Origin of the sequence: Achromobacter sp. PD1 (assembly GCF_048541815.1) — a bacterium.
In the GTDB taxonomy this organism is placed as follows: domain Bacteria; phylum Pseudomonadota; class Gammaproteobacteria; order Burkholderiales; family Burkholderiaceae_B; genus Achromobacter; species Achromobacter bronchisepticus_A.
Window position 1 is genome coordinate 963,443 of record NZ_CP183349.1, and the last position, 21,171, is coordinate 984,613.

General features: G+C 65.2%; 18 protein-coding genes. 15 read left to right on the plus strand and 3 right to left on the minus strand.

Features of this window, described 5'->3' with window-relative positions; translation table 11 throughout:
* From lapB to cysM, 5 genes are all read left to right on the plus strand, one after another.
* Positions 1 to 1,215 carry a lipopolysaccharide assembly protein LapB gene (lapB, locus tag ACM1PE_RS04410; RefSeq protein ID WP_059379332.1) on the plus strand — a complete coding sequence of 405 codons (1,215 nt, stop codon included), beginning with the start codon at positions 1 to 3 and terminating at the stop codon, positions 1,213 to 1,215.
* Entirely contained in the window at positions 1,212 to 2,153 is a 942-nt protein-coding gene (gene rfaE1, locus ACM1PE_RS04415) for a D-glycero-beta-D-manno-heptose-7-phosphate kinase (protein WP_118933409.1), read from the plus strand. Before lapB ends, rfaE1 begins: the two co-directional genes overlap by 4 nt.
* Positions 2,150 to 3,139, plus strand: a complete 990-nt coding sequence (gene rfaD, locus ACM1PE_RS04420) for an ADP-glyceromanno-heptose 6-epimerase (RefSeq protein ID WP_054450903.1) — start codon at positions 2,150 to 2,152, stop codon at positions 3,137 to 3,139. Before rfaE1 ends, rfaD begins: the two co-directional genes overlap by 4 nt.
* A 173-nt stretch (positions 3,140 to 3,312) precedes the next feature.
* Positions 3,313 to 3,807, plus strand: a complete 495-nt coding sequence (locus ACM1PE_RS04425) for a ComEA family DNA-binding protein (protein ID WP_419342606.1) — start codon at positions 3,313 to 3,315, stop codon at positions 3,805 to 3,807.
* An 84-nt stretch (positions 3,808 to 3,891) separates the two neighbouring features.
* Positions 3,892 to 4,800: a cysteine synthase CysM gene (gene cysM, locus ACM1PE_RS04430; RefSeq protein WP_059379329.1), complete on the plus strand. Its 909-nt coding sequence runs from the start codon at positions 3,892 to 3,894 to the stop codon at positions 4,798 to 4,800.
* A 104-nt stretch (positions 4,801 to 4,904) separates the two neighbouring features.
* Here cysM and ACM1PE_RS04435 read toward each other — a convergent pair whose 3' ends face one another.
* Positions 4,905 to 5,885, minus strand: a complete 981-nt coding sequence (locus tag ACM1PE_RS04435) for a Bug family tripartite tricarboxylate transporter substrate binding protein (protein ID WP_118933407.1) — start codon at positions 5,883 to 5,885, stop codon at positions 4,905 to 4,907.
* Positions 5,882 to 6,658 (minus strand): IclR family transcriptional regulator, encoded by a 777-nt coding sequence (locus tag ACM1PE_RS04440; protein ID WP_059379327.1) that lies wholly within the window; start codon positions 6,656 to 6,658, stop codon positions 5,882 to 5,884. The genes ACM1PE_RS04435 and ACM1PE_RS04440 overlap by 4 nt, the downstream gene beginning before the upstream one ends.
* A gap of 67 nt (positions 6,659 to 6,725) precedes the next feature.
* Here ACM1PE_RS04440 and ACM1PE_RS04445 point away from each other — a divergent pair, with 67 nt between their 5' ends.
* Complete coding sequence (locus ACM1PE_RS04445; protein ID WP_419342607.1) at positions 6,726 to 7,775, plus strand: cyclase family protein; 1,050 nt, start codon at positions 6,726 to 6,728, stop codon at positions 7,773 to 7,775.
* Between the two features lie 38 nt (positions 7,776 to 7,813).
* On the opposite strand, the gene mltB is transcribed toward ACM1PE_RS04445, so the two are convergent.
* A complete protein-coding gene (mltB, locus tag ACM1PE_RS04450) occupies positions 7,814 to 8,968 on the minus strand; it encodes a lytic murein transglycosylase B (RefSeq protein WP_059379325.1) in 1,155 nt (384 codons plus the stop codon).
* 10 nt (positions 8,969 to 8,978) lie between these two features.
* On the opposite strand from mltB, the gene ACM1PE_RS04455 reads away from it, so the two are divergent.
* The 9 genes from ACM1PE_RS04455 to ACM1PE_RS04495 all read left to right on the plus strand — a co-directional run bounded on the left by ACM1PE_RS04455 (position 8,979) and on the right by ACM1PE_RS04495 (position 21,154).
* The gene (locus tag ACM1PE_RS04455; protein ID WP_187524001.1) at positions 8,979 to 9,902 is read left to right on the plus strand and encodes a histone deacetylase family protein; all 924 of its coding nucleotides are present in this window, start codon (positions 8,979 to 8,981) and stop codon (positions 9,900 to 9,902) included.
* A gap of 71 nt (positions 9,903 to 9,973) precedes the next feature.
* Positions 9,974 to 10,723 carry an electron transfer flavoprotein subunit beta/FixA family protein gene (locus ACM1PE_RS04460; protein ID WP_013392406.1) on the plus strand — a complete coding sequence of 250 codons (750 nt, stop codon included), beginning with the start codon at positions 9,974 to 9,976 and terminating at the stop codon, positions 10,721 to 10,723.
* A gap of 2 nt (positions 10,724 to 10,725) precedes the next feature.
* Complete coding sequence (locus ACM1PE_RS04465; protein WP_054450918.1) at positions 10,726 to 11,655, plus strand: electron transfer flavoprotein subunit alpha/FixB family protein; 930 nt, start codon at positions 10,726 to 10,728, stop codon at positions 11,653 to 11,655.
* Between the two features lie 197 nt (positions 11,656 to 11,852).
* On the plus strand, positions 11,853 to 13,544 hold the full coding sequence (gene aspT, locus ACM1PE_RS04470) for an aspartate-alanine antiporter (protein ID WP_419342608.1): 1,692 nt from the start codon (positions 11,853 to 11,855) through the stop codon (positions 13,542 to 13,544).
* 104 nt (positions 13,545 to 13,648) lie between these two features.
* Complete coding sequence (locus tag ACM1PE_RS04475; RefSeq protein WP_059379323.1) at positions 13,649 to 15,469, plus strand: bifunctional aspartate transaminase/aspartate 4-decarboxylase; 1,821 nt, start codon at positions 13,649 to 13,651, stop codon at positions 15,467 to 15,469.
* A 37-nt stretch (positions 15,470 to 15,506) separates the two neighbouring features.
* Positions 15,507 to 17,207, plus strand: coding sequence for an aspartate-alanine antiporter (aspT, locus tag ACM1PE_RS04480; protein WP_059379322.1), 1,701 nt, complete (start codon positions 15,507 to 15,509; stop codon positions 17,205 to 17,207).
* Between the two features lie 79 nt (positions 17,208 to 17,286).
* The gene (locus tag ACM1PE_RS04485; RefSeq protein WP_419342609.1) at positions 17,287 to 19,110 is read left to right on the plus strand and encodes an acyl-CoA dehydrogenase; all 1,824 of its coding nucleotides are present in this window, start codon (positions 17,287 to 17,289) and stop codon (positions 19,108 to 19,110) included.
* 149 nt (positions 19,111 to 19,259) lie between these two features.
* Positions 19,260 to 19,901 carry a peroxiredoxin gene (locus tag ACM1PE_RS04490; RefSeq protein WP_042792543.1) on the plus strand — a complete coding sequence of 214 codons (642 nt, stop codon included), beginning with the start codon at positions 19,260 to 19,262 and terminating at the stop codon, positions 19,899 to 19,901.
* 272 nt (positions 19,902 to 20,173) lie between these two features.
* Positions 20,174 to 21,154 carry a sulfate ABC transporter substrate-binding protein gene (locus ACM1PE_RS04495; protein WP_223283434.1) on the plus strand — a complete coding sequence of 327 codons (981 nt, stop codon included), beginning with the start codon at positions 20,174 to 20,176 and terminating at the stop codon, positions 21,152 to 21,154.
* The last annotated feature ends 17 nt before the right edge of the window (positions 21,155 to 21,171 follow it).

The following is a 21,171-nucleotide window of genomic DNA, read 5'->3' on the forward strand; positions in this document are numbered from 1 at the left end:
GTGGATTTTGAACCTTGGTGGTTGATTTTCGTGCCGGTATTGTTCGCGCTGGGCTGGCTGGCCGCGCGCTTCGATATCCGGCAAATGCTGCGGGAAACCCGCAGCCTGCCCGATTCCTATTTCCGCGGGCTGAACTTCCTGCTCAATGAAGAGCCGGACCGCGCCATCGACGCCTTCGTCGAAGTGGCCAAGCTGGACCCGGAAACCACCGAGCTGCACTTCGCGCTGGGCAGCCTGTTCCGCCGCCGGGGCGAAATGGAGCGCGCCATCCGCGTGCACCAAAGCCTCCTGAACCGTTCCGACCTGCCCGCCGCCGAACGCGAGCATGCGCAGCACGAGCTGGCGCAGGATTTTCTCAAGGCCGGCATGCTGGATCGCGCCGAAAACGGCTTCGAGCAGCTCAAGGACACCCGCTACGCCTTGCCCGCGCTGCGTTCGCTGATCCGGATCTACGAATCGGAACACGACTGGCCGCGCGCCATCGAAGCCGTGAAGACGCTGCAGGGCCTGGTCGACGAGCCGGTGCCGCAGCTTGTGCACTATTACTGCGAACAGGCGCAGACCGCGCTGTCGGCCAAGCCTGCCGATATCGACGCGGCCCACAAGGCGCTGGATGCCGCCGACCATGCCTTGTCGACCATCGATCCGGCGTCGAGCAAGGGCGCCATGGTGCGCACCGCGATGCTGCGCGCCCGTCTGGCCCTGATCGAACAGGACCCGAAGCGCGAACGCCTGTACCTGGAGTCGATCATGACCGACGCTCCCGAGTACGCCGGCCTGGTCGCCGAGCAGGTGCTGGCGAACTACCGTGCCGCCAATCAGGAAGCGGCCGGGCTCGACGTGCTGCAGAAGCAGTATGCGCGCCACGCGTCGCTGGACCTGTTCAACGTGCTGTTCCGCGAGCTGCGCGCCCAGCAGGGCGCAGCGACGTCATGGGCATTTGCCCGCAACGCGCTGCGCAGCCATCCGTCGCTGCTGGGGCTGGACCGACTGCTGGAGGCCGAGCTGGCCAATCCGGAAAGCGGCGCCGAGCAGGCGCCGGTGCCGGGCGCCGACCTGACGCTGTTGCGCAGCCTGATACACAAGCATACGCAGCGGCTGGACCGCTACGCCTGCCGCAGTTGCGGATTTCAGGCGCGTCGCTTTTACTGGCAATGTCCCGGCTGCAATGCCTGGGAAACCTACGCGCCGCGCCGCTTGGAAGAACTTGAATGAATGCATTTCCCGCCGAAGCCATTTCGCATAGCCGCGTCCTAGTGGTGGGCGATGTGATGCTGGACCGGTACTGGTTCGGCGAAGTCGAACGCATTTCGCCGGAAGCGCCGGTACCCGTGGTGCGCGTGGCGCGCCGCGAAGACCGCCTGGGCGGCGCGGCGAACGTCGCGCGCAACGTGGCGGCCCTGGGCGGCCACGTGACCTTGGTCGGCGTGCTGGGCGAAGACGAGGCCGGCGACAGCGTCCGGCGTTTGTCCGCCGAAGCCGGCATACAGGCCGAGCTGGTCGCCGATCCGTCCCTGCACACGACCTTGAAGATGCGCGTGTTGGGCCGCCAGCAGCAGCTCCTGCGCGTGGACTTCGAACAGCATCCGGCACAGCCCGCGCTGGATAACGTCGATGCCGCATTCGCGCGCCACCTGGCCAACCACGACATCGTCGTGTTGTCCGACTATGCCAAGGGCGTGCTGGCGCGGGTCGAATCGCTGATCGCCCTGGCCCGCAACGCCGGCGTGCCGGTGCTGGTGGACCCGAAGGGCCACGATTACACCCGTTACCGCGGGGCGACGCTCGTCACCCCCAACCGCTCGGAAATGCAGGAGGCCGTGGGCCGCTGGAGTTCCGAGGCCGAACTTACCGATCGCGCGCAGCGCCTGCGCGCCGACCTGGATCTGGAAGCCTTGCTCGTGACGCGTTCCGAGCAGGGCATGACTTTGTTTACCGACGCGGGACGCGACCACATCGACGCGCAGGCGCACGAAGTCTTCGACGTGTCCGGCGCGGGCGATACCGTGCTGGCGACGCTGGCCGTGTCGCGCGCCATCGATCTGCCGTGGGTCGACGCGATGGGCTGGGCCAACAAGGCCGGCGGCATCGCCGTGGGCAAGCTCGGCACGTCCATCGTCACCGCTGCGGAATTGGCAGGAGAACTCTCATGATCGTCGTTACCGGAGCCGCGGGCTTCATAGGCAGCAACCTGGTGCGCGGGCTCAACCGCCGCGGCATCAAGGACATCATCGCGGTCGATGACCTGACCGAAGGCGACAAGTTCGTCAACCTGGTCGATTGCCAGATCGCGGACTACATGGACAAGGACGACTTCCGCCGCCGCGTCCTCGACGGCAGCCTGCGCGAAGTGCGCGCCGTGCTGCACCAGGGCGCGTGCTCGGACACGACCGAGCGCAACGGCCGCTACATGCTCGACAACAACTACCGCGTCACGCTGGAGCTGTTCGAGTTCTGCCAGGAGCGCCGCATTCCGTTCCTCTACGCCTCGTCGGCGGCGGTCTACGGCGGTTCCTCGATCTACGTGGAAGACCCTGCCAATGAAGGCCCGCTCAACGTCTACGGCTATTCCAAGCTGCTGTTCGATCAGGTCCTGCGCCAGCGCATGGACAGCCTGACCGCACAGGTCGTGGGCCTGCGCTACTTCAACGTCTACGGTCCGCACGAACAGCACAAGGGCCGCATGGCCTCGGTGGCGTTCCACAACATGAACCAGTTCCTGGAGCATGGGCATGTGCGCCTGTTCGCGGGCTGGGACGGCTACGTGGATGGCGGCCAGAGCCGCGACTTCATTTCCGTCGAAGACGTGGTCGCGGTCAACCTGCATTTCCTGGATCACCCCGAGCAATCCGGAATCTTCAATTGCGGCACCGGCCGCGCGCAGCCCTTCAACGATGTGGCGGCCGGCGTGGTCAATGCGCTGCGCGCGGAGCGCGGCGAAGCCGAGCTGACGCTGGCGCAACTGGTGGAACTGGATCTGATCCGCTATATCCCGTTCCCGGACGACCTGAAAGGGCGCTATCAGAGCTACACGCAGGCCGACGTCACGCGCCTGCGCGCGGCAGGGTTCCAGGCGCCGATGCGCGATGTGCGGACCGGCGTTACCGAGTACGTGCGTTATTGGCGCGCCCGCAAGTAAGTCTGCACAGGCGCCGTGCATAGAAGAAAGCCACCGTCCGCGGTGGCTTTTTTTCGTCTGGCGGTTTGCCGGGGCGGATGTTTCCATTCACAGGGCCTCCGTGACAGAGCGCGCCGCCCGCATGATCTGAGCGTGCGTGACAGCCGTTGCGCCAGACTCCAGGGAGATCATCCATGAATCCATTCCTTCAATCCGCCGCCGCCCACCCGGCGCCCTTTGCCAGATGGCGCAGGGCGCGCGCCGCCCTTGCTTCCGGCGCCCGGCCGCGGCCTTTGCGGCAGGCCTTGGGCGCGCTGCTGGTAACGGCGGGCCTGGGCCTGGCCGCGCCGCTGGCGCACGCGGTGGACCTCAATCAGGCCAATGCCCAGCAGCTCGAAGGTGTCCGGGGCATCGGCCCGCGCATGGCGGAAATAATCATCAAGGAACGCGAGCGGGGCGGCAAGTTCGAATCCTTGAACGACCTGGCTGAACGAGTGCGCGGCATCGGCCCGAAGAAGGCGCAGGCCCTGCAAGAGGCAGGCCTGCAGGTGGGAGGGGCGGGTTCGCAGGCCGGGCAGGGCGAGACGGCGGCCAAGCCGGCGCAGGGCAAACCGGTTGCGGGCAAGGCCGAAGCCAAATCCGAAGCGAAACCGGCGGCGTCCCAGCCCGCCGCCCGCGCCCGGCCCTGAGCGCGTAGCGGCCTGCGCCGTTAGCCCTGGCGGGAGCGCGGCTTTTGGCGGCGCGCGCCGCCAGGCGGGGTTATCATCGTCCGCATGACTACTACCTATCCCACTATCGAGCAAACCGTCGGCAACACGCCGCTGGTGCGCCTGCAGCGCATTCCCGGGGCCGCGGGCGCCGCCCGGGGCAATGTCATCCTGGCCAAGCTGGAGGGCAACAACCCTGCCGGCTCCGTGAAGGACCGTCCGGCCCTGTCGATGATCGCTCGCGCGGAAGAGCGCGGCGACATCAAGCCGGGCGACACCCTCATCGAGGCGACCAGCGGCAATACCGGCATTGCGCTGGCCATGGCCGCCGCCATGCGCGGCTACCGCATGATTCTGATCATGCCGGACAATCTTTCGGTGGAGCGCCGCGCGGCCATGACGGCCTATGGCGCCGAGCTGATCCTGACGCCGGCGGACAAGGGCGGCATGGAATATGCCCGCGACCTGGCATCCGCCATGCAGGCGGACGGCCGCGGGCTGGTGCTGGACCAGTTCGCCAACCCCGACAATCCCCGCGCCCACATCGAAACCACCGGGCCGGAAATCTGGAACCAGACTGAAGGCCGCGTCACCCACTTCGTGAGCGCCATGGGCACCACCGGCACCATCATGGGCGTGTCGACCTACCTGAAATCGCGCAATCCCGCGGTGCAGGTGGTGGGCGCGCAGCCCGCCGAAGGATCGTCGATCCCGGGCATCCGCAAGTGGCCCGAAGCCTACCTGCCCAAGATCTTCGATCGCAGCCGGGTGGACGCCTACGAATCCATCGAACAGGCCGAGGCCGAACAGATGGCGCGCCGGCTGGCGGCGGAAGAGGGCATCTTCGGTGGAATTTCCTCGGCGGGCGCGCTGATCGCCGCCCTGCGCGTGGCCGAACGCGTCAACGACGCCACCATCGTGTTCATCGTATGCGACCGCGGCGACCGCTACCTGTCCACGGGCGTCTTCAACTGAACGCCTGATCGCCTTCGGGCAGAATAAAACCGCCATGCCGGGTTTGCCGGGCATGGCGGTTTTTCATTGGACGGGCGCGCCGGGCGCCCTCGTTTCTTGCGCGCTTATTCGGGCTGGATGCCGGCGTCCTGCATCACCTTGATCCAACGCTCGCTTTCCGCGAGGTTGAAGGCTTCGGCTTCCTGGTAGCTCATGGTGCTGGGCAGGGTGCCTTGCGACTTCAGCGCTTCAACCACCTTGGGCGATTGCGAGGCTTCGATCATGACCTTGTTCAGCTTGGCGATGATGGGCTGCGGCGTATCTTTCGGGGCCCACATGCCGTACCAGGTGACGATGTCGAAACCGGGCAGGACGCTTTCCGCGATGGTCGGCACGTCGGGCAGTTCGGCCAGGCGGGTCTTGGTCGTCACGGCGATCGGGCGGATCTTGCCGCTCTGGATCAGCGGCAAGGCCGGCGCCAGCGGCGCGTACATCAGGTCCACATGGCCGCCCGCGACGTCGGTCAGGGCCGGGCTGCTGCCGCGGTAGCCGACGTGGGTGATCTTGGCCTTGGTGGAGGTATTGATCAGCTCGCCCGCCAGGTGCGGCAAGGTGGCGACGCCGGGGGAGGCGAAGGTCAGCGAGCCGGGCTGGGCCTGGCCCTGCTTGATCAGTTCGCCGAAGGTCTTGAACTTGGAGTTGGGCGGGACGACGGCCACCATCGGCACCGTGCCCAGCACGCCCACCATCTTGAAGTCCTTGATCGGGTCGAAGCTCAGATTCTTGAATTGAGCCGGATAGATGCCCTGCACCGACGGGTTCATCAGCAAGGTGTAGCCGTCGGCCGGCGCCTTGGCAACCTGGGCCGTGCCTATGGTGCCGCTGGCCCCGGCGCGGGTTTCGATCACCAGCGGCTGACCCAGGATCTCGCCCATCTGGACCGCGATCAGGCGGCCGACCACGTCCGTCGGTCCTCCTGCCGCCCAAGGCATGATCACGCGGATGGGCTTGTCCGGATAGTCCGCCTGAGCATAGGCGGTCGCTGCCGGCAAGGCCGCCGTGGCGATGGCCGAGCAGGCCGCGGCGAGGAAGGTGCGTTTGTTCATCTACTGTCTACTCCTACAAAGGTGAGATTGGCCGAGGGCAGCGCTGCTTGCAGCATCGCCTTGACCTCGGCCAGCTGTTTCCCCGTGGTGGCTTCGTTCTTCAGCATCCGGCTCAGCGGGCCGGCCACCACGATGGCAAAGGGTTGTTCGTATGCCCGGAATCCGAGCGAAATGGACATCACGTCTTCCACGTTCTCGCCCACCGAGCGCTGCCAGCCGCGCGCCACGCCCGCTTCCAGGTCGCGGTCGAAGGCCTCCTGGCTGGTGAGCGTGCTGTCCGTATAGGCGGCAAAGCCGCTGTAGGCCTTGAACCATTTCTGCCGCTCTTCCTGCGACAGCACCGATAGCAGCGCCTTGCCGGAGCTGGTGGCGTGCACCGCCTTGAAGCCGCCCGGCTGGTGCGAGAAGCGGATGGTCTGCTTGGACTCGGCAACGATCAGGTACACGACCTTGTCGTCGGCCAGCTTGGCCAGCAAGGCCGTCTCGCCCGTCAGGTCCCGCACCCGGGCCAGCACCGGCTCGATCACCGCGTTCAGCGGGTCGCTATGGCAGATCAGGGTGGCCACGTGGATCAGTTTCTGGGTCGGGTAATAGCCGTGCTTCTTGCCGATTTCATAGAGATAGCCGCGCGCCACCATGGTCTTCAGCAGCCCATGACAGCTCGACAGCGGTATCCCCATCTGGGCAGCGATCTCGCTGTACAGCAGGGGCTTCTGCGCCTCGGCGAAGAGGTTCAGCACATCCAGCACTCGGCCAGCAGTTTTCACATCCATGATGTTAGTATCCTATACGTGATAAATTTATGTCAAACAGCATTCAATCGACCAGGAGTTGCAACGCATGAGATGGAAGAACCGTCCTGAGGGATCGAACTGGGGAGATTTCGGGCCTGACGACCAGCGAGGCTGCCTGAATTACATCACCCCCGCGAACGTGCTGAGCGGCATGCGGGAAGTCCGCGAAGGACTGAGCTTTTGCCTGTCGCTGCCGCTGGATTACCCGGGCGGCAACGGCGTGAACGTGCGGCGTCATCCGCCCAAGCTGCGGCCTACCGAGAGGGACGGCGACCAGTATCTGAATTTTCCGCTGGGGCGCCTGCGCCCCGGCTGCGTCGACGTGCTCAGCGATGACATCGTCGAAATGAGCCTGCAGTATTCGACGCAATGGGATTCGCTGGCTCACGTGGGCGCGCTGTTCGACGCCAACGGCGACGGCCTGCCCGAGCGCGTCTACTACAACGGCTACCGGCCCAACGAGCACGTGGTGGGGCCGGTGGACTACGACGTGGACAATGGCTACGCCAAGACCGACCTGGGTCAGGGGCCGGCCTCCAACGCCAAGAAGCTGGACATCACCCAACTGGCCGAATCCTGCCTTCAGACTCGGGGCGTGATGGTTGACCTGGCGCGCCATTACGGCCGGGAGCAGAAGTCGGTCGGCTACGACGATCTGATGCGCATCCTGGAAGCAGACCGGATCGAGATCGAGCAGGGCGATATCGTGCTGTTCCATACGGAATTCGGCGACGCCCTGCTGGAAAAGAACCGCGAGCCGGATCCCCATACGCTGCACGAGATCTGCGCCGGCCTGGACGGCAGCGACGAGAAGCTGCTGCAGTGGATCACCGACTCGAAGGTGGCGGCCATGGCTTCGGACAACCACGCGCTGGAAATCTATCCCACGCGGAAGCCCAATGCCTGCTGCGCGGCGCTGCCCTTGCACCACCACTGCATCTTCAAGCTGGGCCTGCCGATAGGCGAGATGTGGTACCTGGGGGCGCTTGCGCGCTGGCTCACGGCCAACGGCCGCAGCCGCTTCCTGCTGACGGCGCCGCCGCTGAACCTGCCTGGCGCCGTGGGTTCGCCCGTGACGCCCGTCGCGACGGTGTAAAGCAGACCGCGGCGCTTGGCGCCGCGGTCCCAGGGCCGTCAGCGGCCTACGCGCGCTTCGATCTCGCTTGCCAGATCCGCCACGGAGGTCGCGTAGAAGTAGCTGCGGTTGTACTTGGTGAGCGCGAAGAAGTTGGGCGTGCCGACGCGGTATTGCGCCGTGCCCCGGGCTTCCTCGACCAGGTCGACCACGCCCAGCGGCTGGCTGCCCCAGCCAGCGGCCGATGCGCCAGGCTGCAGGCGGGCGCCGGCCGCGGTGAGCGTGCCCCAGCTTTGCTTGGGTTCCAGTCCGCCGTCGACCAGGGGCGCGGGATCCGCGGGCAGCACCACCGGAGCGAACACCGGCAGGCCGCGCTGCCAGCCGTGCTGCGACAGGAAGCTGCCCACGGACATGATGGCGTCGCGGGTGTTGTTGCTCAGGTCGATGTGGCCGTTGTCGTCGCCGTCCACCGCGTAATGCATGACGCTGGTGGGCATGAACTGGGGCATGCCGATGGCGCCCGCGTACGAGCCGCGGGTTTCCAGGTCCAGCTTGTCTTTCATGACCAGGGTCAGGAAGTCGGCGAGTTGGCCGCGGAACATGGTGGCGCGTTCGGGTTTGGCGGGGTCCGGATAGTCGAAGGCCAGCGTGGTCAGCGCATCCAGCACGCGGAAATTGCCCATATTGCGGCCGTACAGCGTTTCCACGCCGATGATGGACGCGATCACCGGCGCCGGCACGCCGAAGCGCTGCGCCGCCTGATTGAGCAGGTCGCGGTTCTCGTTGTAGAACTCCACGCCCCAGCCGATGCGCTTGGGTTCGACAAAGCGCGAGCGGTAGGTCAGCCAACTGCGCCAGATCTTTTTGCCCGGGGGCGATGGCGCGATCAGGCGCGCGACGGTGGCGTTGTAGCGCGACCCGGCCAGCGCGGCGACCATGGGGTCCAGCGGCAGCTGGCGCTCGGTGGCCAGGTTTTCCACGAAAGTGCGGACTTCAGGCCGCAACGTGCCATTGGCGGCCAGCGCGGCGGGAGCGTCGTCCGCCAGTTCGGATCCAGGTGTCGGCGCACTGGGTCCGATGCGGATGGGGGCCGGGGTTGATTCGGCAGCCGGCTGGCCGGCGACGGTGTTGGGTGCAGAGGGGGCGGTGGTGGAGCAGCCCGCCAGCAGGGCGGAGAGCGTTCCGAGTTGCAGTAATCGCCGACAGATGAACATAATCTTCCTTATGGAGACCATGTATCTTACCCACCCGGCATGCCGCCTGCATGAAATGGGCAGTTGGCATCCCGAAAGCCCCCAGAGGCTGGACGCCATTTCAGACCAGTTGCTGGCCAGCGGCTTGATGCCTTACCTGGACGACCGCCAGGCGCCGCAGGCATCCCGCCATGACATATTGCGGGTGCACACTGTCCAGTATCTGAACAGTTTGCGCGAACATACACCGGAGCAAGGGTATTTCCCTATCGATCCGGATACGCTGATGAACCCCCACACCTACGAAGCCGCGCTTTACGCGGCTGGGGCAGGGGTGGCCGCGGTGGACGCGGTGATGGGCGGAGAGGCCCGCACGGCCTTCTGCGCGGTGAGGCCCCCAGGGCATCACGCCTGCCGTTCCCAGGCCATGGGATTCTGCTTTCTGAACAACGTCGCTATTGCGGCGCAGCATGCGCTGGACTTCCACGGCCTGTCGCGGGTCGCCATCGTCGATTTCGACGTGCACCACGGCAACGGCACCGAAGACATCTTCGCCGGCAACGACCGCGTGCTGATGTGCAGCTTCTTCCAGCACCCGTTCTTTCCCAATAGCGGCGCCGAGAATCCCGCTTCGAACATGCTGAACGTGCCCGTGGCCGCGTATACCGGCGGGGCCGCGGTCAGGGCCATCGTCACCGATACCTGGCTGCCGGCGCTGGAAGCGCACCGGCCCGAGCTGATCCTGGTATCGGCCGGTTTCGACGCGCACCGCGAGGACGACATGGGCCAGATGGGCCTGGTCGAGGCCGATTACGCCTGGATAACAGAACAGCTCGTGGAGGTGGCCGAGCGCCACTGCCAGGGGCGCATCGTCAGCACGCTGGAAGGCGGTTACAACTTGTCCGCCCTGGGCCGCAGCGTGGTCGCCCATATACGAGCGCTGGCGAAGCTGTAGAATCGAGAAAAAATTGTGCAATGCGATCCCGGCGCATGCCGGGTAATTATTTTCCATTTGGAGGCAGCGGGATGAAGGTTTTGGTACCTGTCAAACGCGTCGTTGACTACAACGTCAAGGTGCGCGTCAAGTCTGATCAAACCGGCGTGGATATCGCCAATGTGAAGATGTCCATGAACCCCTTTGACGAAATCGCCGTCGAAGAAGCGACCCGCCTGAAGGAAAAGGGCGCCGTGGCTGAAGTCGTGGCGGTTTCTTGCGGCGTTGCGCAATGCCAGGAAACGCTGCGCACGGCCATGGCCATCGGCGCCGACCGCGGCGTGCTGGTCCAGACCGATGCCGAACTGCAGCCGCTGGCCGTGGCCAAGCTGCTGAAGGCGCTGGTCGACAAGGAACAGCCGCAGCTGGTGATCCTGGGCAAGCAAGCCATCGACGACGATGCCAACCAGACCGGCCAGATGCTGGCCGCGCTGCTGGACTGGCCGCAAGCCACGTTCGCCAGCAAGGTCGAGCTGGCCGACGGCAAGGTCACGGTCACGCGCGAAGTCGACGGCGGCCTGGAAACGCTGACGCTCAAGCTGCCCGCCATCGTCACCACCGACCTGCGCCTGAATGAGCCGCGCTACGTCACGCTGCCCAACATCATGAAGGCCAAGAAGAAGCAGCTGGACACCGTCACGCCGGAAGAACTGGGTGTGGACGCCGCGCCGCGCCTGAAGACGCTGAAGGTCAGCGAGCCGCCCGCTCGCAAGGCCGGCATCAAGGTGGCCGATGTCGCGGCCCTGGTGGACAAACTCAAGAACGAAGCGAAGGTGGTCTGAACATGACGACGCTGGTTATTGCCGAACACGATAACGCCCAGCTCAAGGGCGCAACCCTGAACGCCGTCGCCGCCGCCGCCAAGATCGGAGGCGACGTGCACGTGCTGGTCGCCGGCGCCAACGCGCGCGCCGTGGCCGACCAGGCCGCCGCCGCCGCGGGCGTCGCCAAGGTCCTGCTGGCCGACGCGCCGCAACTGGCCGACGGCCTGGCCGAGAACGTCGCCGCCCAGGTGCTGGCCGTGGCCTCGGGCTACAGCCACATCCTGTTCCCCGCGACCGCCTCGGGCAAGAACGTGGCCCCGCGCGTGGCCGCCAAGCTGGACGTGGCGCAGATCTCCGACATCATCGGCGTGGAATCGGCCGATACCTTCCAGCGCCCGATCTACGCCGGCAACGCCATTGCCACCGTGCAGTCGGCCGACGCCGTCAAGGTCATCACCGTGCGCACCACCGGCTTTGACGCCGTGGCCGCGCAAGGTGGTTCGGGTGCGGTGGAAGAAGTCGCCGCCGTGGCCGATTCGGGCCTGTCCACTTTCGTGGGCCGCGAAGTCGCCAAGAGCGACCGTCCGGAACTGGCTGGCGCGCGCGTCGTCGTCTCCGGCGGCCGCGGCCTGGGCAGCGCCGAGAACTTCAAGATCCTGGATCCGCTGGCCGACAAGCTGGGCGCGGCGCTGGGCGCCTCGCGCGCCGCGGTCGACGCCGGCTACGCGCCTAACGACTGGCAAGTCGGTCAGACCGGCAAGATCGTCGCGCCGCAGCTGTATGTGGCGGTTGGTATCTCGGGTGCCATCCAGCACTTGGCCGGCATGAAGGATTCGAAGGTCATCGTGGCCATCAACAAGGATCCGGAAGCGCCGATCTTCGGCGTGGCCGATTATGGCCTGGTGGGCGATCTGTTCCAGGTCGTGCCCGAACTGACCGGCGCGCTGTAAGCCTTACGCGCTGTTGTATTTGAAGGGCCCGCCAGCTTTGCGCTGGCGGGCTTTTTTATTTTTCGACGCGAGGACTACACATCTTGTGATTTCAGTGTTCCAAATCTTTTGATTTCTCGAAAGATTCTGATAATGTGTTCCGCGCGCAGCTAGATACGCGCAAGTGCTTGACCTGTACAGAACGAAGGAGATTCGGGATGGAATGGTTCTTTGACACTCTGCGAAAATATCCGGAACTTGCGATATTCCTTACCCTCGGTCTCGGGTACTGGATAGGCGCCAAGAAGATTTTCGGATTCAATCTGGGAGCCGTGACCGGAACGCTGCTGGTAGGCGTGCTGGTGGGGCAGCTCAATATCACGATCGCTCCCGTCCTCAAGCAGGTCTTCTTCCTGCTCTTTCTCTTCGGTCTGGGTTACGGCGTCGGACCGCAGTTCTTCCGGGGTATGAAAAGCGATGGCCTTCCGCAGGTCATCTTCGCCGTCATTCTGTGCGTGATCTGCCTGCTGGTGACATGGGCGACAGCCGTAGGCTTCGGCTTCGATGCCGGCACTGGCGCAGGCTTGTTGTCCGGAGCCCAAACCATTTCCGCGGTCATGGGCGTGGCGACGGACACCATCAACGGCCTCGGCATAGACGCAGCCACCAAAAAGAAATGGATCGACAGCATTCCTGTCGCCTACGCGGTCTGCTACATCTTCGGCACGGTCGGAAGCGCCTGGCTGCTGGCCTCGCTGGGGCCGAAGCTGATGCGCGTGGACATCGTCAAGGAGTGCCGGGAATACGAAGCCAAGATGTCCGGCGGCGCCGACTCGATGGAGCTGTCCGGTTATCGCAAGTTCACCGCGCGCGCCTACAAGCTGGACAACGCCGAGTTCGCCGGCAAGACGGTGGGAGAGCTGGAGTCCCGCTTCGTCGAGGCCCGCGTGTTCGTGGAGCGCATCCGGCGCGGCGACCAGGTCATCGACAGCGATGGCAAGACGGTGTTGCAGCAGGGCGACGTGTTAGGCATTACCGGCCGGCATGACGCGCTGGTCACCCAGGCCGCCGGCATCATCGGCACCGAGGTCGAGGACCGCGACCTCATCAGCATGCCCGCCGAGGTCGTCGAGGTCGTGCTGACCAATAAGAACATTGCCGGCAAGACCATCAAGGAAATCGCGGACAGCGAAGTCGGCCGCGAACTGGGCCGCGGCGTGTTCCTGCGCAAGGTCGTGCGCGGCGGCCACGACATGCCGATCAACTGGGGGCTGAAGCTGGACCGCGGCGACCGCCTGTTCGTGCTGGGCGCCAAGCGCGACGTCGAGCGCGTGGTGGGCAAGCTGGGCTACGTCGACCGCGCCACCAGCCAGACCGACATGGTCTTCGTCGGTTTCGGCATCCTGCTCGGCGGCCTGTTCGGCTCGCTGGTGCTGACCGTGGGCGGCGTTCCCGTCACCTTGTCGACCTCCGGCGGCGCGCTGATTTCCGGCCTGATCTTCGGCTATCTGCGCTCGGTGCATCCGACCTTCGGCCGGGTGCCGGAACCGGTGCACTGGTTCCTGACATCGGTGGGGCTGACGACGTTCGTTGCGGTCGTGGGCATATCGTCAGGGCCGGGATTCGTGCTGGGCTTCCAGCAACTGGGCGCCAAGCTATTCATCGCGGGCATCATCGCCACCAGCGTGCCGATGATCGTGGGCGTATACATTGCGCGGTATGTATTCAAGTTCCATCCCGCCATTGCATTGGGAGTCTGCGCCGGAGCCCGGACCACCACCGCGGCCATCGGCCAGATCACCGAAACGGCGAAGAGCCAGGTGCCCGCCCTGGGCTACACGGTTCCTTACGCCATCGGCAATACCCTGCTCATCATTTGGGGGATTGTCATCGTCATGCTCATGTCCTAGCAAAACGCCCCGCAAGCCCCGTGCTTGCGGGGCGTTTTGCAAGCGCGCCGGCCCGGCCGGCGACGTCCAGCGCCTGTCACCATGCAAACCAGGAGTACTGAACAATGGCTTCCACCACGCCTCTTACCGTCAGCCTGGCTTCGGCCTTGAAAACCACCCGCTCGCGCCAGCGCGACCTCGAACAGCTTTCTCCGTTTGAACTCAAGGACTATCTGATCACGCTGGCCAAGGACAACCAGCACACCGCCGCCATCACCATGTTGAACGCGGGCCGCGGCAACCCGAACTGGATCGCCACCGAACCGCGCGACGCCTTCTTCCTGATGGGCCAGTTCGCAATGAAGGAAGCGCGCCGCGTGCGCGACGAATCCATCCTGGCAGGCATGCCGGCCAAGAAGGGCTGCGCCGACCGGATGCGCAAGTTCCTGGCCAAGCACAAAGGCATGGACGGCTACGATTTCCTGGTCGGCGTGCTGGAGTATGGCGTCAAGGTCAAGGGTTTCGACCCCGACGCGTGGGTCCATGAGCTGACGGACAGCATCATCGGCGACAACTATCCCGTGCCGCCGCGCGCGCTGGTCCATCTTGAACAGATCGTGCACGATTACCTGATCAAGGAAATGTGCGACGGCCGTCCGCCCAAGGGCAAGTTCGACCTGTTCCCGGTCGAAGGCGGCACGGCGGCCATGTGCTACATCTTCGATTCGCTGATGCAGAACGGCCTGCTCAAGCAGGGCGACACCATCGCGCTGTTCCTGCCGACCTTCACGCCCTATATCGAGATCTCGCATCTGGAGCGCTTCCAGTTCAAGATCGTGCCGATCAACGCCAGCAGCCTGCGGGCCGACGGCACCCATGATTGGCACTATCCGGCGTCTGAAATCGCCAAGCTGGAAAATCCCAAGATCAAGCTGGCGGTCACGGTCAACCCCAGCAATCCGCCGTCGGTGGCGTTCAGCCCGGTCGAGATGAAGCAGATCGTGCGCCTCATCCGCAAGAACCCGGATCTGGTGCTGGTGACGGACGACGTGTACGGCACCTTCGTGCCGAACTTCCGCTCGCTGATGGCTGAAGTGCCGCACAACACCATATGCGTGTACTCGTTCTCGAAGAACTTCGGCTGCACGGGATGGCGCCTGGGCGTGATCGCGACCCATGAAAAGAACACCATGGACCGCCGCATCGCCGAGCTGCCCGCGTCCTGGAAACAGCGCCTGAACAAGCGCTACGGCGCCATGACGATGGAGCCCGAAAAGCTCAAGTTCATCGACCGGCTGGTGGCCGACAGCCGCAACGTCGCGCTGAACCACACCGCGGGCCTGTCCTTGCCGCAGCAGGTGCAGATGGGGTTCTTCGCGCTGTCGCACCTGATGGATCTGAAGGACTCCTACAAGCACCTGACGATGAAGATCGTACGTGCGCGCCGCGATGCCTTGTGGCGCGGCCTGGGCATACCCATGCCGCCCGAAGATCCGATGCGCGCCTGGTACTACGTCGAGCTGGATTTCATGGTCTGGGCCAAGATCACGTACGGGGACGCGTTCTGCAAGTACATGATGTCCAACTACGAGCCGGTCGACTTCCTGTTCCGCCTGGCGGAAAAATCCGGCGTGGTGCTGATGGACGGCGGCGGCTTTGGCGGCCCGCCGTGGTCGATCCGCGTGTCGCTGGCGAACCTGGACGACGGCGACTACGCCAAGATCGGCAAGCACATGGTCGAAGCCGCGACCGAGTACGTCGAGGCCTGGAAGGCTGGCGAGCTGGTGCGTTCGGGCCCGAAGGCCGGTAAGGGCCAGACGGTGAAGGCATCCGCGGCCAAGCGCAGCGCAGGCAAGACCGCGGCGGCCAAGAAGGCGGTGAAGAAAGCGGTGAAGAAGGCCGGCACGGCGGCGAAATCCGCCAAGAAGGCCGCGGCGCGCAAGTAGGCGGGCCGGGCAGCAACCTCCAGGGCGACATGACGACATGACTTGCACGGTCGGGTTTTTCAATAGCGTTCCCATCGCAGTGCTGTTCGTGACGGTGGGCTTGGGATACCTGATCGGCAAGCTCAAAGTCGGGCCGATCCAGCTGGGCGGAGTGTGCGGAACACTCATCGTCGCCCTGCTGATCGGCCAGACCGGCTGCCAGATGCGCGGCGACCTGAAGGAAGTCGCCTTCGCCCTGTTCATATTCGCGATGGGGTACTCGGGCGGGCCGCAGTTCTTCGCCAACCTGAACCGCTCCAGCCTGCGGTATATCGCGCTGCCGCTGATCGAAGCCTTGCTGGTGCTGGCGATCGTGCTGACCGCGGTGCCGCTGTTCGGCCTGGATGCGGGAACGGCGGCGGGTCTTGCGGCAGGCGCGGCGACTGAATCGGCCGTGGTCGGGACGGCTGCCGAGGCGCTCAAGCACCTGGGCCTGGCGGACGCCGAGGTCCAGCGCCTGGAAGCCAACATCGCCACGGCCTATACGCTGACTTATCTGGTCGGCTTGATCAGCATCGTGTTCTTCACCAGCCAGATCGCCCCGGCGCTGCTGCGCATGAATCTGCGCGAAGCCTCCAAGGCGCTGGAGGAAAAGCTCGGCGTGGCGGCCGGCGAAGGCGAAGAATCGAACATGCCCACCTTGCCGCGGCTGGTGGGACGCTCGCACGTGGTCAAGGACGCTGATGGCAAAAGCGTGGCTGAAGTGGAGGCCGCGCTGGGCGGACGCACGGTCATCAGCCGCATCCTGCGCAATGGCGAGGCAGTCGACGCCACGCCCGGCGACACGCTGGCCACGGGCGACATCGTGGTGGTGCTGGGCCTGCGGCGCTTCGCGCTGCGCGCGGGTTCCGTCATCGGACCCGAAATCCAGCTGCCGGAGGCGCACGCCGACGACTTGCAGCTGAGCGAGCTGGCCGTCATCGTCAGCAAGAAGACCGTCAACGGCCATACCGTAGGCGAATTGGCGAAGCGGCCCAACGCCCAACGCGCGCGCGGCGTGTTCCTGCAGTCCATCGTACGCTCCGGCCATTCCTTGCCGATCACGCCAGCCACCGTGGTGCAGTATGGCGACCTGGTGACGCTGGTCGGCGCCGAGCCCGAACTGTCCCAGGCCGGCGCGGCGCTGGGCAACGAGTTGCGGCGCAGCGGCGTGACCGATCTGGTGTTCCTGGCTTTCGGCATTCTGGCCGGCTTGCTGATCGGCAGCCTGAGCGCGCGGCTCTGGGGCATCCCCGTGTCGCTGGGCAGCGGCGGCGGGGCGCTGGTCAGCGGCCTGGTCTGCGGCTGGATCAACGCCAAGCGGCCCTCGATAGGCCACATGCCGGACCATGCCGTGCAGTTGCTGAAGGATCTGGGGCTGGCGGTGTTCGTGGCTTGCGTGGGCTTGTCGGCGGGGCCGGAAGCCATCGCGCTGATCCGCGAGCATGGCGCGGTGCTGCCGCTCATCGGCCTGCTGGTGTCGTTGGGGCCGGCCTGCCTGTCGCTGTGGCTGGGCCACAAGATCCTGAAGATCGAAGGTCCCTTGCTGGTCGGCGCCATCGCCGGTCAGCACGTCAGCACGCCGGCCATCAGCGCCATCCTGACCTCCAGCGGCAGTTCAGTGCCGCTACTTGGCTACACGGTGACGTACGCCATCGCCAACGTGCTGCTGCCGGTGCTGGGTCCGATCATCGTGTCGCTGGCGCATCATCTGAACTAGGGGGCGTCGAGAGACCCTGGCGGGCATAGGGTTTAAGATAGGCCAAACAATATGAAGACGGCCTACCCTCGGAGACACCATGCCCTACGTAACCCCGCTGCAGGACTTCCGCTTTGCCTTGAAGCTGGCAGGACTTGATGACGTCCTGAAACTGCCCGGCTTCGAAGAAGTCACGCCGGATCTGGTAGACGCCATCCTGGAAGAGAACGGCCGCTTCGTCGAGCAGGCCGTGGCGCCATTGAACGTGCCAGGCGATACGCAGCCGCCGGTCTGGAACGACGGTAGCGTCACCACTACCCCGGGCTACGCGCAGGGATTCAAGGATTACGCCGCGGGCGGCTGGCAGGGCTTGCAGCATCCGGTGGAGTGGGGCGGGCAGGGCCTGCCCAAGCTGGTCGCGGCGGCACCGGGCGAGAATATCCAGGCGGCCAGCCTGGCGTTTTCCTTGTGCCCCATGCTGACGGACGGCGTGATCGAGGCCTTGCTGACGGTCGGGTCGGACGCGCAGCGCAAGCAATACGTGCCGCAGCTGATCGGCGGCAAGTGGACCGGCACGATGAACCTGACCGAACCGCAGGCCGGTTCGGACCTGGCCCAAGTCGCGACGCGGGCGGTGAAGCAGGAAGACGGCAGCTACCGGCTGACGGGCCAGAAGATCTTCATCACTTATGGCGACCATGACCTTGCCGAGAACATCATCCACCTGGTGCTGGCGCGTACGCCGGACGCGCCGGCCGGCGTGAAGGGGATTTCGCTTTTCATCGTGCCCAAGTTCCTGGTGCAGGCCGACGGCACACTGGGCAGGCGCAACGACGTCTGGTGCGCATCGCTGGAGCACAAGCTGGGCATCCATGGCAGTCCCACCGCCGTGCTCATGTACGGCTCGGGCAAGGGCGAGGTGGGCGAGGGCGCCATCGGCTATCTGGTCGGCGAGCAGAACCGCGGCCTGGAGTACATGTTCATCATGATGAATGCCGCCCGCTATTCGGTGGGGCAACAGGGCATAGGCGTGTCCGAACGCGCCTGCCAGCATGCCCTGGCCTATGCGCGCGAGCGCGTGCAGGGCCGCGCCGTGGAAGGGTCGCCCGGCCCCGTGGCCATCGTGCGCCATCCGGACGTGCAGCGCATGCTGATGACCATGAAGGCGCTGACCGAGGCGGCGCGCGCCGTGTCCTACGTGACCGCGGCCGCGCACGACAAGGGCACGCATCATCCCGATCCCGAGCAGCGCTCGCGCAACCGGGCTTTCTACGAATGCATGGTGCCCATCGTCAAAGGGTTCTCGACCGAGACCGCGGTCGAGGTCGCGTCCCTGGGCCTGCAGGTGCACGGAGGCATGGGCTACATCGAGGAAACCGGGGCCGCGCAGTACTACCGCGATGCGCGCATCCTGCCCATCTACGAAGGCACGACCGCGATCCAGGCCAATGACCTGGTCAGCCGCAAGACCCAGCGCGACGGCGGCGCCACCGCCCATGCCGCGATCGCGGCGATGCGGGAGACGCTGCGCGCGGTGGAGAACGAGGCCACGCGTGCGTCGGCGGACGATCGCGAGGGACTGCGCCTGCTGCGCGACAACCTGGACAGCGCCATCCAGGCCTACGAGGCCGGCGTGGCGTTCATCCTGGAGCAATCGCCGACCAACATCAGGGCGGTCTACGCCAGCAGCGTGCCCTATCTGATGCTGGCCGGAGTGGTGCACGGCGGCTGGCAGATGGCGCGCGCCGTGCTGGCCTGCCGGCGCCACCTGGCGGCCGGATCCACCGATCCGTTCTACGGGGCCAAGCTGGCGACTGGATTGTTCTATGGCGCCCACATCCTGCCGCGCGCGCTGGCCTTGTCGGCGGCGGTGCGGGCCGGGGTGGTGGCGGACGCCTGCGGCGCCAGCTTGAATATTGCATAAGGTTATATGACTTGCGTATTTCCCCAGCTACAGGTTTGATGGAAGAATCGTTTCACAGGCGCTGGCCTGCGCCATGAAACGCTTTTCCTGCGCCGCCCGCAGCGACGGGCGGCCAGCCCCCCCACCTGCATCCGCACACAGGAGACACCATGAGTCATCTACGCCTGGGCGACACCGCCCCTGATTTCGAACAGGAATCTTCGGCAGGGCCGATCCGCTTCCATGAGTATCTGGGCAACAGCTGGGGTGTACTTTTCTCGCACCCGGCCGATTTCACGCCCGTCTGCACCACCGAACTGGGCTACACCGCCAAGCTGGCCGACGAATTCGCCAAGCGCAACGTGAAGGTGCTGGCGCTGTCCGTGGACGGCACCGATTCGCATACCAAGTGGATCGAGGACATCAACGACACGCAGTCCACCAAGGTCAACTTCCCGATCCTGGCCGACAAGGACCGCAAGGTGTCCGAGCTCTACGACATGATCCATCCGAACGCCAACGCCACGCTGACCGTGCGCTCGGTGTTCATCATCGACCCCAACAAGAAGGTGCGCCTGACCATCACGTATCCGGCCAGCACCGGCCGCAACTTCAACGAGATCCTGCGCGTCATCGACTCCCTGCAGCTGACCGACAGCCACAGCGTGGCCACGCCGGTGAACTGGGAAGATGGCGACGACGTGATCATTGTTCCGTCCTTGCAGGACGAGGCCGTGATCAAGCAGAAATTCCCGAAGGGCTACAAGGCCGTGCGTCCCTATCTGCGCATTACGCCTCAGCCGAATAAGTAAATTCGGCAATCGAAGGGGCTGGACCCTCTTCGCAACCGCCGCCTGCCCCTTGGGGAGGCGGCGGTTTTTTATTGGGCGTGCCAGGGGGGGCAAGGGAGATTTCCATTGTTGGGACGCTGGTCCTATATGCCTGCGAGCGATGAGCAACCAAATAATGATTCGTTCCGTTCAGAACGCCCAGCCAGCACACTTGCTCCCACATTGCCGAACACAGGGAGCATGGGATGTCTTTCAGGAAAGCCGGTTGGTTGGCCGCCTTGGCCGCAGTGACGATGTCGTTTGCCGCGATTGCGCCGGCGCAGGCGCAGCAGAAGCAGACGCTCCTGAATGTCTCATATGACCCGACCCGCGAGCTGTATCGCGCCATCGACGATGCGTTCATCAAGCAATATAAGGAAAAGGCCAACGTCGACCTGACCATCCGCCAATCGCACGGCGGTTCGGGCCGTCAGGCGCGCTCCGTCATCGACGGGCTGGAGGCCGACGTGGTGACGCTGGCGCTGGCCTATGACATCGACGCGGTCGCCGACCGCGGGCTGCTGCCGGCCGATTGGCAGGCCCGCCTGCCGCAGAACAGCTCGCCATATACCTCCACCATCGTGTTCCTGGTGCGCAAGGGCAACCCCAAGCAGATCAAGGACTGGGACGACCTGGTCAAGGACGGCGTGCAGGTCATCACGCCCAACCCTAAGACCTCGGGCGGGGCGCGCTGGAACTACCTGGCTGCCTGGGCCTATGCGCTGGAGAAGAACGGCGGCAGCGAGGAAAAGGCGCGCGCCTTCGTGGGCGACCTGCTCAAGCACGTGCCGGTGCTGGACACCGGCGCGCGCGGCGCCACCACCACCTTCGTGGAGCGCGGCGTGGGCGACGTGTTGCTGGCCTGGGAAAACGAGGCTTTCCTGGCGCTGGAAGAGCTGGGTCCGGACAAGTTCGACATCGTGGTGCCGTCTCTGTCCATCCTGGCCGAGCCGCCGGTGGCCGTGGTCGACAAGGTCGTGGACAAGAAGGGCACCCGTGCGGCGGCGCAGGCATATCTGGAATTCCTCTACACGCCCGCTGCGCAGGAAATCATTGCCAAGAACTACTACCGGCCCATCGACAAGACCGTGGCCGCCAGGTACGAAAGCAAGTTTCCCAAGGTCAAGCTCGTGACCATCGACGACAAGATCTTCGGCGGCTGGCGCAAGGCGCAGAAGGATCACTTCAGCGACGGCGGCACCTTCGACCAGATCTATCTGCCGCAAAAGAAATAAGCACTTGATGATCGGAC